At 63.9% G+C, this 12,895-nt stretch carries 12 protein-coding genes; 7 read left to right on the top strand and 5 right to left on the bottom strand.

Features of this window, described 5'->3' with window-relative positions:
* Positions 1 to 96: 96 nt before the first annotated feature.
* The 3 genes from JG747_RS06960 to JG747_RS06950 all read right to left on the bottom strand — a co-directional run bounded on the left by JG747_RS06960 (position 97) and on the right by JG747_RS06950 (position 1,565).
* Positions 97 to 756 carry a peroxiredoxin gene (locus JG747_RS06960; RefSeq protein ID WP_019861622.1) on the bottom strand — a complete coding sequence of 220 codons (660 nt, stop codon included), beginning with the start codon at positions 754 to 756 and terminating at the stop codon, positions 97 to 99.
* Positions 757 to 919: 163 nt separating this feature from the next.
* On the bottom strand, positions 920 to 1,282 hold the full coding sequence (locus JG747_RS06955; RefSeq protein WP_019861624.1) for a cell division protein ZapA: 363 nt from the start codon (positions 1,280 to 1,282) through the stop codon (positions 920 to 922).
* A 10-nt stretch (positions 1,283 to 1,292) separates the two neighbouring features.
* Positions 1,293 to 1,565: a DUF4164 domain-containing protein gene (locus tag JG747_RS06950; protein ID WP_006200774.1), complete on the bottom strand. Its 273-nt coding sequence runs from the start codon at positions 1,563 to 1,565 to the stop codon at positions 1,293 to 1,295.
* 262 nt (positions 1,566 to 1,827) lie between these two features.
* Here JG747_RS06950 and tkt point away from each other — a divergent pair, with 262 nt between their 5' ends.
* The 7 genes from tkt to JG747_RS06915 all read left to right on the top strand — a co-directional run bounded on the left by tkt (position 1,828) and on the right by JG747_RS06915 (position 11,456).
* The gene (tkt, locus tag JG747_RS06945) at positions 1,828 to 3,819 is read left to right on the top strand and encodes a transketolase (protein ID WP_202361441.1); all 1,992 of its coding nucleotides are present in this window, start codon (positions 1,828 to 1,830) and stop codon (positions 3,817 to 3,819) included.
* Between the two features lie 212 nt (positions 3,820 to 4,031).
* Positions 4,032 to 5,042: a type I glyceraldehyde-3-phosphate dehydrogenase gene (gene gap, locus JG747_RS06940; RefSeq protein WP_038650127.1), complete on the top strand. Its 1,011-nt coding sequence runs from the start codon at positions 4,032 to 4,034 to the stop codon at positions 5,040 to 5,042.
* 196 nt (positions 5,043 to 5,238) lie between these two features.
* Complete coding sequence (locus JG747_RS06935; RefSeq protein ID WP_064981122.1) at positions 5,239 to 7,122, top strand: potassium/proton antiporter; 1,884 nt, start codon at positions 5,239 to 5,241, stop codon at positions 7,120 to 7,122.
* Between the two features lie 157 nt (positions 7,123 to 7,279).
* On the top strand, positions 7,280 to 8,476 hold the full coding sequence (locus tag JG747_RS06930; protein ID WP_202361440.1) for a phosphoglycerate kinase: 1,197 nt from the start codon (positions 7,280 to 7,282) through the stop codon (positions 8,474 to 8,476).
* Between the two features lie 254 nt (positions 8,477 to 8,730).
* A complete protein-coding gene (locus JG747_RS06925; protein ID WP_027047477.1) occupies positions 8,731 to 9,756 on the top strand; it encodes a class I fructose-bisphosphate aldolase in 1,026 nt (341 codons plus the stop codon).
* A gap of 165 nt (positions 9,757 to 9,921) precedes the next feature.
* Complete coding sequence (locus tag JG747_RS06920) at positions 9,922 to 10,659, top strand: DUF899 domain-containing protein (protein ID WP_019861630.1); 738 nt, start codon at positions 9,922 to 9,924, stop codon at positions 10,657 to 10,659.
* Between the two features lie 83 nt (positions 10,660 to 10,742).
* Complete coding sequence (locus JG747_RS06915) at positions 10,743 to 11,456, top strand: SGNH/GDSL hydrolase family protein (RefSeq protein WP_202361439.1); 714 nt, start codon at positions 10,743 to 10,745, stop codon at positions 11,454 to 11,456.
* A gap of 28 nt (positions 11,457 to 11,484) precedes the next feature.
* Here the strand turns inward: JG747_RS06915 and JG747_RS06910 are convergent, their stop codons facing one another.
* Both JG747_RS06910 and JG747_RS06905 read right to left on the bottom strand, forming a co-directional pair.
* On the bottom strand, positions 11,485 to 11,646 hold the full coding sequence (locus JG747_RS06910) for a hypothetical protein (RefSeq protein WP_080643995.1): 162 nt from the start codon (positions 11,644 to 11,646) through the stop codon (positions 11,485 to 11,487).
* A 114-nt stretch (positions 11,647 to 11,760) separates the two neighbouring features.
* The gene (locus tag JG747_RS06905; RefSeq protein ID WP_202361438.1) at positions 11,761 to 12,714 is read right to left on the bottom strand and encodes a ring-cleaving dioxygenase; all 954 of its coding nucleotides are present in this window, start codon (positions 12,712 to 12,714) and stop codon (positions 11,761 to 11,763) included.
* Positions 12,715 to 12,895: the final 181 nt, after the last annotated feature.

The raw sequence follows: 12,895 nt of genomic DNA, 5'->3' as shown, positions 1-12,895 counted from the left end.
GCTCCAACAGGAGTATGGTTGTCCACCCTTGCGGGCCAGTCAAGCATGACTTGGCCCGCAAGGGCGGAAAAGGCAAAAACCGTTCCGGCGTCCGCTTCAGGCGGACGGCTGTTTGGTCTTCCTGAGATAAGGCAGGATGGTCTCAAAGGCGCCGAAACGCTTGATCGCATCTTCGTTGGAAACGGCAGCGGTGATGATGACGTCCTCACCCTGCTTCCAGTTTGCCGGCGTCGCCACCTGATGCTTGGCGGTGAGCTGCATGGAATCGACCGCGCGCAGGATCTCGTCGAAGTTGCGGCCCGTGGTCATCGGATAGGTCAGCACCAGCTTGATCTTCTTGTCCGGCCCGATGACATAGACCGAGCGCACGGTGGCGTTGTCGGCCGGCGTGCGGCCTTCGGAGGTCTCACCGGCGCCGGCGGGCAGCATGTCGTAGAGCTTGGCGACCTTGAGGTCCTTGTCGCCGATCAGCGGATAGTGCACCGTCTGGCCGGTCGCCGTCTTGATGTCGGCCTGCCATTTGTCGTGGCTCGCAACCGGATCGACGGAGATGCCGATGATCTTGACGTTGCGTTTCTTGAACTCGCCTTCCAGCCCGGCCATCGTGCCGAGCTCGGTGGTGCAGACCGGTGTGAAATTCTTCGGGTGGCTGAAGAGGATTGCCCAACCGTCACCGATCCAGTCGTGAAAGCTGATCGTCCCCTGCGTGGTCTCGGCCGTGAAATCCGGCGCGATGTCGTTGATACGAAGGCTCATGGTTCCTACCCCTGTGAATGCCGCTCGTTGGCGGGCGGCAACCCTTTTACCACTCCATCTGCGACCTTCAAAACGGTGCGGTCGCCGGCAGTGATGCAGGCCGCGAAAAATTTTCGCCATTTCTGGGGGAATATGGAAATTTCGCTGTCGGCGTCGCGAAAGTCTAGGATTTCACGGCCAGCGACGTGGCGAGGTCTTCCATCCGCTGCGCCAGCGCACCAAGCGCGTTGGTCAGCACGCTGTCGCTCTTGTCGGCCTTGGTCAGCGCCTCGTCGCGCGTCTTGCGCAAGGTCAGCACCTCGCTTTCCATGCCCTTGACGCGCTTCTGCAGTTCCGAGAGTTCGTCCATCACCATGATGCCGGCCATGACGGTCAGCCGCTGGTCGCCGATCTCGCCGAAAGAATCCTTCAGATGCGAGACATAACGGTCGAAGCGTTCGGCGAGGTCGATCAGATGATCTTCCTGGCCTTCGTCGCAGGCCATCCGATACTGTTTGCCGTCGATTGAAACCGTGACCTGTGCCATGGGCCAGCTCCTATCTGTCCAACACGGCGCGGATGGTTTCCATGGCGGTCACCAGCCGTCGCGATACTTCCTTGTTGGCGTCCTCCAGCCGTTCGGCGCGCGCTTCGGAATTGTCGAGTTCCTGCGCCAGCCTGGAGCGGTCGGCATTCATCCGCTGCACCTCGGCCTCGGCTTCCGAGTAATCGCGTTCATGCTCCAGCTTGGCCGCGACGGCGTTTTCCAGCCCCTCGATGGCCTTGCCCAGCCTGGCGATGACTTCCTTGAGTGTGGTTTCCCCGGTCATGGCCTTCGTCCTGTGCCCTGCCCATCACCGAATCGTTCGCGTTCAGAACGCGTTATCCCTGAAACATTAGGCACCGGGTGAAGGCAACGTCAACAAAGCTCTCGCGACTGTCCCCTGCTAACGCTAATGTAGGGCCACAGTCAGCATCACAAGACCGGCAAATCTGCGCCCGATTTGTTGACTAAAAGCCCGCGCCTGCTATGTGTCGCGCACCTTTTCAAGGGCGCTCCCAAGCCCCCAAACCCCCACCTTTGGAGGAACCATGACGTCGCGTGAACAACATGACCGGATGGCCAATGCGATCCGCTTTCTCTCCATGGATGCCGTCGAGAAGGCCAATTCCGGCCATCCCGGCCTGCCCATGGGCTGCGCCGACATTGCCACGGTGCTGTTCACCCGCTTCCTGAAATACGATCCCAGGGCCCCGCACTGGCCCGACCGCGACCGCTTCATCCTGTCGGCGGGCCATGGCTCGATGCTGCTCTATTCGCTGCTGCATCTGACCGGTTACGAGGACATGACCCTCGACCAGATCAAGCACTTCCGCCAACTCGGCTCCAAGACCGCCGGCCATCCCGAATACGGCCACGCCACCGGCATCGAGACGACGACCGGCCCGCTCGGCCAGGGCCTCGCCAATTCGGTCGGCTTCGCGCTCGGCGAGCGCATCATGAACGCTGCCTTCGGCAACGACCTGGTCAGCCATTACACCTATGTGCTGGCCGGCGACGGCTGCCTGATGGAAGGCGTTTCCCAGGAAGCCATCGCGTTGGCGGGGCATCTCAAGCTCAACAAGCTGATCGTCTTCTGGGACAACAACAACATCTCGATCGACGGCCCGGTTTCGCTCGCCGACAACACCGACCAGGTCGCTCGCTTCCAGGCCTCCGGCTGGAACGCCAGCCATATCGACGGCACCGATCCGGAAGCCATCGCCTATGCCATCGAGGCGGCCCGCCATTCCGACAAGCCGACGATGATCGCCTGCAAGACGACCATCGGCTTCGGCGCCCCGACCAAGGCCGGCACCAACAAGGCGCACGGCTCGCCGCTCGGTGCCGACGAGATCGCCGGCGCGCGCAAGTTCTTCAACTGGGAATCGCCGCCCTTCGAGATTCCGGCCGACATCCTCGATGCCTGGCGCGCCGCCGGCAAGGCCGGTGCCAAGCCGCGCGCCGACTGGGAAGGCCGTCTCGCCAAGGCAGAGCCGAAGCTGAAGGCCGAGTTCGAGCGCCGCCTCGCCGGCAAGCTGCCGTCCAATTTCGACGCCGTCATCGCCGACTACAAGAAGAAGCTCTCGGCCGACAAGCCGAAGGTCGCCACCCGCAAATCGTCGGAAATGGCGCTTGAGGTCATCAACGGCGCCGTGCCGGAGACCATCGGCGGCTCCGCCGACCTGACCGGCTCCAACAACACCAAGACCAGCCAGACCAAAAACATCACGCCGGACGATTACGGCCAGCGCTATGTCCACTACGGCATCCGCGAGCACGGCATGGCGGCGGCCATCAACGGCCTGACGCTGCATGGCGGCCTCATCGCCTATGGCGGTACCTTCATGTGCTTCTCCGACTATGCTCGCCCGTCGATGCGGCTGTCCTCGCTGATGGGCATCCGCTCGATCTTCGTCATGACCCATGATTCCATTGGTCTGGGCGAAGACGGCCCGACCCACCAGCCGGTCGAGCACCTGGCGGCCCTGCGCGCCATTCCCAACCACAATGTCTTCCGCCCCGCCGACGCGGTGGAGACCGCGGAATGCTGGCAGATCGCGCTCGAATCCGAAAAGACGCCGTCGACGCTGGCGCTGACCCGACAGAACCTGCCGACCGTGCGCACCGAGCATTCGGCCAAGAACCTCAGCAGCCAGGGCGCTTACGAACTGGCCGCGGCCAGCGGCGAGGCGGCGGTGACGATCTTCGCCACCGGCTCCGAGGTCGAGATCGCGCTCGGCGCCCGCGACCTGCTCGAGAAGCACGGCCACCCGACCCGCGTCGTGTCGGTGCCTTGCTTCGAACTGTTCGACAAGCAGAGCGACGACTACCGCAAGAAGACGATCGGCAACGCGCCGATCAAGATGGCGATCGAGGCCGGCATCCGTCAGGGCTGGGATCATCTCATCGGCTCGGACGGCATCTTCGTCGGCATGACCGGCTTCGGCGCCTCGGGCACGATCGAACAGCTCTACCCGCATTTCGGCATCACCGCCGAGGCGGCGGCCAAGGCGGCGGAAGCCCGCCTGCACGCCAAGTAAGGCCGTGCACGCCGCCCAAAATCGTGTCGCGGTTTTGGGGTAACGGCATGCACAAAACAAAAATGCCCCGGCGAAGCCGCGCAAAGCGATTTCGCCGGGCTGGCCCAACCTAATCGATTTAAATCTGCGTCGCTTTGGCTAGATTCTTTGGCCGTCCGCCGCTATGAAGCTGCGGACCCATCGTCAGCCTTCCAGCTCCCAGGGAGAGAAAAATGACCGTCAGAGTTGCCATCAACGGATTCGGCCGCATCGGCCGCAACATCCTGCGCGCCATCCATGAATCCGGCCGCAAGGACATCGACGTCGTCGCCGTTAACGATCTCGGCCCAGTCGAGACCAATGCGCACCTGCTGCGCTACGACAGCGTGCACGGCCGTTTCCCGCATGAAGTGTCGGTGTCCGGCGATCAGATCACCGTCGGCAAGGAAAAGTTCAAGGTCACCGCCATCAAGGATCCGACGCAGCTGCCGTGGAAGGAGCTCGGCGTCGACATCGCGCTCGAATGCACCGGCATCTTCACCGCCCGCGACAAGGCCGCCGCGCACCTGACCGCCGGCGCCAAGCGCGTGCTGGTCTCCGCACCTGCCGATGGCGCCGACCTGACCGTGGTCTACGGCATCAACCACGACAAGCTTAGCAAGGACCATATCGTCATCTCGAACGCGTCCTGCACCACCAACTGCCTGGCGCCGCTGGCCGCCGTGCTGCACGAGACGGTCGGCATCGAAAAAGGCATGATGACGACCATCCATTCCTACACCGGCGACCAGCCGACGCTGGACACCATGCACAAGGATCTCTACCGCGCCCGTGCAGCGGCCCTGTCGCAGATTCCGACTTCGACCGGTGCGGCCAAGGCGATCGGCCTCGTGCTCCCCGACCTCAAGGGCAAGCTCGACGGCATCTCGATCCGCGTGCCGACCCCGAACGTTTCGGTCGTCGACTTCAAGTTCATCGCCAAGCGCGCCACCACGGTGCAGGAAATCAACGAAGCGGTCATCGCCGCCTCCAACGGCAAGCTGAAGGGCATTCTCGGCGTCACCCATCACCCGAATGTCTCGATCGACTTCAACCATGATCCGCGTTCCTCGATCATGGCGCTCGACCAGACGAAGGTGATGGACGGCAACTTCGTTTCGGTGCTGTCCTGGTACGACAATGAATGGGGCTTCTCCAACCGCATGGGCGACACCGCCGTCGCCTTCGGCAAGACCATCGCCTGATCGCGGACCCGTCTTCTCGATACCTGAAACGCCCGGCTTTGTCCGGGCGTTTTTCATTTGCCGGAGCAGCAACGCCGAACCACCGGAAAATCAACGGCTCGCCCCAAAAAACCACCCCCGCGCCTTGCACTGGCCATGCCTTCGCCCCACTCTCCCGTAAATCGATATAAAGAGGAATTCGAGGGGCAAATCACGGATGGAGCATGCGATCTATCTCGTCACGCTGGTCGGCACGGCGCTCGTTGTCGCCGCCGCGTTTTCGAGCCTGATCGCCTTCCGCTTCGGCGCCCCCCTCCTGCTGCTCTTTCTTTGCATCGGGCTCGCCACCGGAACCGACGGCCTCGGCATCGAATTCGACAATGCCCGCATCGCCTATTTTGCGGGCTCACTGGCGCTGGCGGTCATCCTGTTCGATTCCGGCTTCGGCACGCCGCTCAACGCCTTGCGGCAGGCGGCCGGCCCGGCGCTGTCGCTGGCGACCTTCGGCGTGCTTCTCACCACGGGCCTGTTCGGCGCCGCGGCCTACTATCTGCTTGACCTTACCTGGCTGGAATCCTTCCTGCTCGGCGCCGCCGTCGCTTCGACCGACGCCGCGGCGGTGTTCTTCCTGCTGCGCGCCGGCGAGATCAATCTGCGTGAGCGCGTCCGCTCGACGCTCGAAGTGGAATCCGGCACCAACGACCCGATCGCCATCTTCCTGACCATCACCCTGGTCGAGGTCATCGCCGCCCATGCCAACCCCGAAACCAATGTCCTGGTCACCAGCCTGATCCTCGGCTTCCTCGTCAATATGGGCCTTGGCGCCGTCGTCGGCGCACTCGGCGGCCTTGCCATCGTGCGTCTCGTCGACCGGCTCAATCTCGACCACGGCCTGCTGCCGATCTTCGTGCTGACCCTGTCGCTGATGGTCTTCGCCGCCGCCGGCGCCATCGGCGGCTCCGGTTTCTTGGCGGTCTATATCGCCGGCCTCATTGCCGGCAATTCCGACATCCGCGCCGTCACCATCCTGAAGCGTTTCCAGGACGGCATGTCATGGCTGGCGCAGATCATCATGTTCCTGATCCTCGGCCTGTTCGCCACCCCTTCGCAATTTCCGGCGATCATGGTGCCGGCGATAGCGCTTGGCCTTTTCCTGATGTTTATCGCCCGCCCGATCGCTGTCTGGCTCTGCCTGATCCCGTTCCGCCTGCCGCGCCCCGAAGTCGCCTTCGTCTCCTGGGTCGGCCTGCGCGGCGCCGTCTCGATCCTGCTCGCCATCACCCCATTGCTTGGCGGGCTGGAAAACGGCCGTACCATCTTCAACGCCGCCTTCATCATCGTGCTGGTGTCGCTTGTCATCCAGGGCTGGACGGTCGGCCCGCTGGCGCGTCGCCTTGGCCTCATCGTGCCGGCCCGCCTTGGCCCACTCGACAAGGTCGAACTCGAACTCCCCGGCTCCGCCCACCACGAGCTCCTTGCCTATCGCGTGGCGCATGGCAGCCCGGTGGCGCGCGGCGAGCGCATTCCGCGCTGGGCGCGGCCCTCCCTGGTGCTGCGCGACGGCCGCTCCATGCGTTTCCAGGACATGGGCCGCCTCGCCGCCGGCGACCAGGTCTACATTTTCGTGCCGGACCGCTATCCGCGCCTGCTCGACAAGCTATTCGCCAGCCGCGCGGTGGTCGACCCGGAAGATGCCGATTTCTTCGGCGCCTTCGCCGTCGACCCGGCACGCTCCGGCGCCGAACTGGAAGCCGCCTACGCACCGGGCCTGACCGAGGCGGAGCAGAAGCTCACCGTCGGCGCTCTGGTCACGGCGCGGCTCGGCGGCCATGCCGAATATGCCGATCGCGTGCTGATCGGCTCGATCGAGCTGATCGTCAGGGATGTCGACGACAAGGGCAGGATCACGGGTCTCGGTCTTTCCTTCGAGCCGACCGCGCCGGTGGCGCGGGTGCCGGTGTTCCTGAGTGCCGGCGAGATGGGCGACCGCCTCGGCGCCTTCATCCGCAATTGGCGCAAGCCGACCGAGACGCAGGAAGCGGCGGCACAGGCCGAAGACGCCCCCAAGCCGCCGGTTGAAAAAGCCACGACCGGGAGCTGAGAAGGGCGATCGCTGGCCCTGCCCCGTCATACCGGGCGATCTTCACGGACTATGTTCCCGCCCGCCTCAAAATTTCGCGCCGCATCGCGGCCAAAGCCTTGCATCGGCACCGATGCGGGGTATGGTCCCCGCGATTTTCCCGAGGAAAGGAACCCGCATGGCCGCCTTCAAGACCCTGGACGATATCGGCAACATCAGCGGCAAGCGCGTGCTGGTGCGCGTCGACCTCAACGTTCCCGTCGCCGACGGCAAGGTCACCGACGCCACCCGCATCGAACGCATCGCGCCGACCATCGCCGAACTGTCGGGCAAGGGCGCCAAGGTCATCCTGCTCGCCCATTTCGGCCGGCCTAAGGATGGGCCATCGCCGGAATTCTCGCTGGAGCCGATCGCCAGGGCAACCGCCGAGGTGCTCGGCCGCCCCGTCGGCTTTGCCTCGGATTGCGTCGGCGACACAGCGGGAAGTGCCGTCGCGGCCATGAACAAGGGCGACGTGCTGCTCTTCGAAAACACCCGCTTCTACAAGGCCGAGGAGAAGAACGACCCGGCCTTCAGCGAGCGGCTCGCGGCCAATGGCGACATTTTCGTCAACGACGCCTTTTCCGCGGCGCACCGCGCCCACTCTTCCACAGAAGGGCTGGCGCATCTGTTGCCTTCCTTTGCCGGCCGCACCATGCAGGCCGAGCTCGAAGCGCTGGAGAAGGGTCTGGGCAACCCGGTCCGCCCGGTCGTCGCCATCGTCGGCGGCGCCAAGGTCTCGACCAAGATCGACCTTTTGATGAACCTGGTGAAGAAGGTCGACGCGCTGGTCATCGGCGGCGGCATGGCCAACACCTTCCTTGCCGCGCGCGGCACCAATGTCGGCAAGTCGCTGTGCGAGCATGACCTTGCCGCCACTGCCAAGCAGATCATGATCGAGGCGGCCGAAGCCGGCTGCGCCATCATCCTGCCGGTCGACGGTGTCGTCACCAAGGAATTCAAGGCGGGCGCCGCCTGCGAGACCGTCGCCATCTCTGAAGTGCCGGCCGATGGCATGATCCTCGATGTCGGCGAGAAGACCGTGAAGACGATCGGCGAATGGATCGACCGCGCCGCGACGCTGGTCTGGAACGGCCCACTCGGCGCCTTCGAGATCGAGCCGTTCGACCACGCCACGGTGGCGGCGGCAAAACACGCGGCCGCGCGCACCAAGGCCGGCAAGCTGGTCTCCGTCGCCGGCGGCGGCGATACGGTGGCGGCCCTCAACCACGCTGGCGTCGCCGACGACTTCACCTATGTCTCGACCGCCGGCGGCGCCTTCCTGGAGTGGATGGAAGGCAAGCCGCTGCCCGGCGTCGACGTGCTGAAGCGGTAAGCAGTTCCGGGAAAACTGTGAACGGTTTTCCCGGAAAAGCGCGTAGCGCTTTCCCTTGGGAATTGCGTCAATACTGAAGCGCATCTTGCAGCCAGGCGGAAACGCCTGGCGCCGCAGAAATGCGGCTGGAACAAGCAAGGCGATCAACACAAAGAGACGCCCGGGACTTTCAATCGATTCGAGCTTTCCGATGCCATTCCTTTGGCGGTAGACTTCCGTTAAGCGCGGAACGAACCCCTTTCAGGAGAAGCATGATGAGCGAACGTCTCGAAGACATAGCCGCCGCGATCGTGGCCAACGGCAAGGGCCTGCTGGCCGCCGACGAAAGTTCCGGCACCATCAAGAAGCGTTTCGATGTCATCGGCGTCGAATCGACCGCCGACAGCCGCCGCGACTATCGCGAGATGATGTTCCGCGCCAAGGACGCGATGACCAAATACATTTCCGGCGTCATCCTCTATGACGAAACCATCCGCCAGAAGGCTGCCGATGGCACGCCTCTGGTCGACATCATCAAGGCATCAGGCGCCATCCCCGGCATCAAGGTCGATGCCGGCGCCAAACCGCTGGCCGGCTTTCCCGGCGACACCGTCACCGAGGGCCTCGACGGCCTGCGCGAGCGCCTTGCCGACTACTACAAGCTCGGCGCCCGCTTCGCCAAATGGCGCGCGGTGATCGACATCGATACCGGCAAGGGCGTGCCTTCGACCAATTCGATCAGCGCGAATACCCATGCGCTCGCCCGCTATGCCGCCCTTTGCCAGGAAGCCGGCATCGTGCCGATCGTCGAGCCGGAAGTGCTGATGGACGGCGCCCACGACATCGGCACCTGCTACGAGGTCTCGAAGGCGACGCTGATCAAACTCTATGATGAACTCCATGCGGCGCGCGTCGTGCTGGAAGGCACGATCCTCAAGCCCAACATGGTGCTGTCGGGCAAGAAGTCGGGCACGGTGGACAGTCCCGAGAAAGTCGCCGAGATGACCATAAAACTGTTCCGCGAGACGGTGCCGGCGGCGGTCCCGGGCATCGCCTTCCTCTCCGGCGGCCAGGAGGACGAGGAGGCAACCGCCAACCTCAACGCCATCAATGCCATCGGGCCGCATCCGTGGAAGCTGACCTTCTCCTATGGCCGCGCGCTGCAGGCTGCCCCGCAGAAGGCATGGAGCGGCAAGGCGTCGAACGTCGCCGCCGGCCAGGCCGCCTTCACCCATCGCGCCCACATGAACTATCTGGCCGCACTCGGAAAATGGAAGGCGAGCCTCGAACAGGCCGCCTGAGCACACCGCTTCCGTCACCGTTCAAACCCGGGCCAACGCGCCCGGGTTTTCGTTGTCTGCGATTTGGGGGAAGACCTCCTCATCCTTATTTCCTCTGGGCGTTGCCGGCGATGTCGGTTTGCGCTCGTCCCGAACGTCCTTGGGATGAGAGACAGGGAGAGGTTCATGCATCGCAACAAGGTCGTTTCACGCGAGGACTGGTTCCAGGCGCACAAGGGGCATCTGGCGCGTGAAAAGGAACTGACGCGGTTGCGGGAACGTGTCGCGGCCGAGCGGCGGGAACTGCCCTGGCTGAAACTAAGGAAGGACTACGTCTTTGAGACGGAGCAAGGGCCGAAGAAACTGGCCGAGCTTTTCGCCAACCGCAGCCAGTTGATCGTCTACCACTTCGTGTTCGCGCCAGGTTCCACCCATCACTGCGAAAGCTGTGCCTTCGTCGCCGACCATATCGATGGCGCCAACCGGCATCTCAGGCATCATGACGTGTCGCTTGTCACCATATCTCGGGCGCCGCTGGCCGAGCTGCTGCCTTACAAGCAGCGCATGGGCTGGACATTCGACTGGGTGTCTTCCTATGCGTCCGACTTCAACTTCGATATGCAGGTGTCCTTCACCGACAAACAGATCGCATCCGGCGAAGCGGTCTACAATTTCGAAACACCGGTGCTGACGTCGAAGGACTTGCCCGGCACCACTGTCTTCTACAAGGGCGAAACCGGTGACATCTTCCTGACCTTCATGTCGCGCGCCCGCGGCAGCGAGCAGTTCATCGGCGCCTATCAGTATCTCGACATCGCTCCGAAAGGTCGTGACGAGACCGGTCCTTACGGGACCTTCATGGACTGGGTGCGGCTGCACGATGAATATGGGAACAGGTCCCAACAGGACGACATATACCCTTAGGGCACCGGCCGGCCATGCAAGGATCCGTTCACCTCGGCCCAAACATGCGCTAAGCCTGCCGCAGATCATTCCACGGTTCCGCCATGCGCTTCCCGGCCTCTCTCACCTGGCTCGCCTTCCCCGTCTATGTCTGGCAAGGGCTCGGCGTGCGCCACCGCACCACGCGCATGCTGCCGGCACAGGGACCGGTCATGCACGAACTCGCTGGCAAGGCGCCTGATATCTCGCTTCTGGTGCTGGGCGACTCCTCGGCTGCCTCGGTCGGCATCGGCAATTCGGAGGACGGGCTTGCCGCGCAGCTCGCCATGCTGATTGCGCAGCGCACCGGCCGCGCCGTGCGCTGGCGCGCCGCCGGCTTCAATTCGGCGACATCGGGCCAGATCCGCGACCATGTCCTGCCCAACCTGTCGGCCGACCCATGGACGCATATCGTGCTGGCCATCGGCACCAACGACACCAAGAATTTTCATTCGGTGCCGCGCTTCAAGAAGGAGTTCGGCGGCTTGCTCTATGGCCTGCGCGCCAAATGGCCGGAGGCACGCGTCGTGTGGTCGCCGGTGCTGGAGTTCACGCGGGCGCCGGCCATGCCGCCGCTGCTCGGCAAGATCCTCGAAATCCGCGCCACCGCGATGAACCGGATGGGTGAACGGCTTTGCCTGGAGCGCGGCGCGGTGCCGGCCCCGCGCCTGCCGATCACCAATCCCGAACAGGGTTTCGCCTCGGACGGCTTCCACGCCTCGGAGGCGGGCTACCGCGCCTGGGCCGAGCATCTCGTCGGCCTGGTGCTCGCCAGCTGAACACCGACGGCCGATGCGGCCTGCAGACCTATGTCAAATGCCCGAGCACGGCCGCCAGCGAGATTGCGGCCATGGCCAGCAGCGCCAGCTTCCAGAAATCGCCGCGGCGCTTGAGCCCTGGCCAGCCGATCGGTTTGATCAGCTGGATCACCATGAAGCCGATGATGACAAGGGCGAGGAGTTTCGTCATGCCGCTTTTGATCAGCAACGTTGCCGGCTGTCAAAGCGCCTTGTTCGATCTCTGGGAAAGAACAGGGGCCGCGTCCCGAACCGGAAACGCGGCGCCCACCTTTCAGGCGGCGATCTACTTCAGCGGCTTAAGGCCGGCTTCGATCGAGGCGCGCTTCGGTTCGAGGAACGGCGGCAGGGCCAGGCTTTCGCCCAGCGTTTCCAGCGGCTCGTCGGCGGTGAAACCCGGCCCGTCTGTGGCGATCTCGAACAGGATGCCGTTGGGCTCACGGAAATAGAGTGAGCGGAAGTAATAGCGCTCGACCTCGCCGCTAGACGGCAGGCGGAATTCGGCCAGACGGGCGGTCCATTGATGCAGCGTCTCCTGGTCCGGCGCCCTGAAGGCGACATGGTGAACCGCACCGGCGCCTTGCCTTGCGGGAGCCTGCCCGGGCTGCACGGCGACACGAAGCTCCGCCGCCGGCCCGCCAGCGCCCATTTCGAAGACATGGACCTGGCCTTCGCCATCCGGCGAAGCATAGTCGCGGCCCTTGCGCATGTTCATCACCCTGGTCAGCACCGCCTCGGTGTTTGTGATGTCGGGGACGCTGATGACGATCGGCCCGAGCCCGCGGATCTGATAATCGGCCGGCACCGGGCTTTGCGCCCAGGGATGGCTGCCACCCTTGCCGCCATCGCTAACGAGCCGCAGGCGCTGGCCTTCGGGATCCTCGAAATCGAACGACGGATAGCCGCCGATGTCGGCAATCTCTCCTGTCACGATGCCTTCGCCGGCCAGGTGCTGCTTCCACCAGGCCAGGCTCTCCGGGCTGCCGACCCTTAGGCTGGTCCGCGCGATGCTGTGGGTACCGCGCCGTTCGCGGCCAACCGGCCAGTCGAAGAAGGTCAGGTCGGTGCCTGGCGTCGCTTCGCCGTCGGCATAGAAAAGGTGATAGGCCGACGTGTCGTCCTGGTTCACCGTCTTCTTGACCAGCCGCAAGCCCAGCACCTTCGTATAGAAATGAAGATTGCCAGGAGCGTTGGCGGTGATGGCGGTCAGATGGTGGATTCCTGTCAGTTGCAGGCTCATGGTCGTCTCCCTGGTTTTGGGGAAGAATTTTCTCCCTTCATATCAGAACTCCGGTCACCTCGCTGAAGGTCGCCTATCCCGACAGTCCGTCGTCTCCAACTGAACAATGATGCTCCGTAGGCAGCCTCGCGGTGAACAATCCTCCATTCGCAACTGGGCCGAAGATCACGTGTTGTGGACA

The sequence above is a fragment of the Mesorhizobium sp. 131-3-5 genome, from assembly GCF_016756575.1.
Taxonomy (GTDB): domain Bacteria; phylum Pseudomonadota; class Alphaproteobacteria; order Rhizobiales; family Rhizobiaceae; genus Mesorhizobium; species Mesorhizobium jarvisii.
Note: the sequence above shows the minus strand (reverse complement) of the source record. Positions and strands in the feature narration are given on the sequence as shown.

Bases quoted from the DNA above. Each gene is read 5' to 3' on its own strand.
- JG747_RS06950 (WP_006200774.1), bottom strand. From the start codon at position 1,565: ATGACCGGGGAAACCACACTCAAGGAAGTCATCGCCAGGCTGGGCAAG.
- JG747_RS06915 (WP_202361439.1), top strand. From the start codon at position 10,743: ATGCGCTTCCCGGCCTCTCTCACCTGGCTCGCCTTCCCCGTCTATGTC.
- JG747_RS06910 (WP_080643995.1), bottom strand. From the start codon at position 11,646: ATGACGAAACTCCTCGCCCTTGTCATCATCGGCTTCATGGTGATCCAG.
- tkt (WP_202361441.1), top strand. From the start codon at position 1,828: ATGACGTCGCGTGAACAACATGACCGGATGGCCAATGCGATCCGCTTT.
- JG747_RS06905 (WP_202361438.1), bottom strand. From the start codon at position 12,714: ATGAGCCTGCAACTGACAGGAATCCACCATCTGACCGCCATCACCGCC.
- JG747_RS06960 (WP_019861622.1), bottom strand. From the start codon at position 756: ATGAGCCTTCGTATCAACGACATCGCGCCGGATTTCACGGCCGAGACC.
- JG747_RS06935 (WP_064981122.1), top strand. From the start codon at position 5,239: ATGGAGCATGCGATCTATCTCGTCACGCTGGTCGGCACGGCGCTCGTT.
- JG747_RS06920 (WP_019861630.1), top strand. From the start codon at position 9,922: ATGCATCGCAACAAGGTCGTTTCACGCGAGGACTGGTTCCAGGCGCAC.
- JG747_RS06925 (WP_027047477.1), top strand. From the start codon at position 8,731: ATGAGCGAACGTCTCGAAGACATAGCCGCCGCGATCGTGGCCAACGGC.
- JG747_RS06955 (WP_019861624.1), bottom strand. From the start codon at position 1,282: ATGGCACAGGTCACGGTTTCAATCGACGGCAAACAGTATCGGATGGCC.
- gap (WP_038650127.1), top strand. From the start codon at position 4,032: ATGACCGTCAGAGTTGCCATCAACGGATTCGGCCGCATCGGCCGCAAC.
- JG747_RS06930 (WP_202361440.1), top strand. From the start codon at position 7,280: ATGGCCGCCTTCAAGACCCTGGACGATATCGGCAACATCAGCGGCAAG.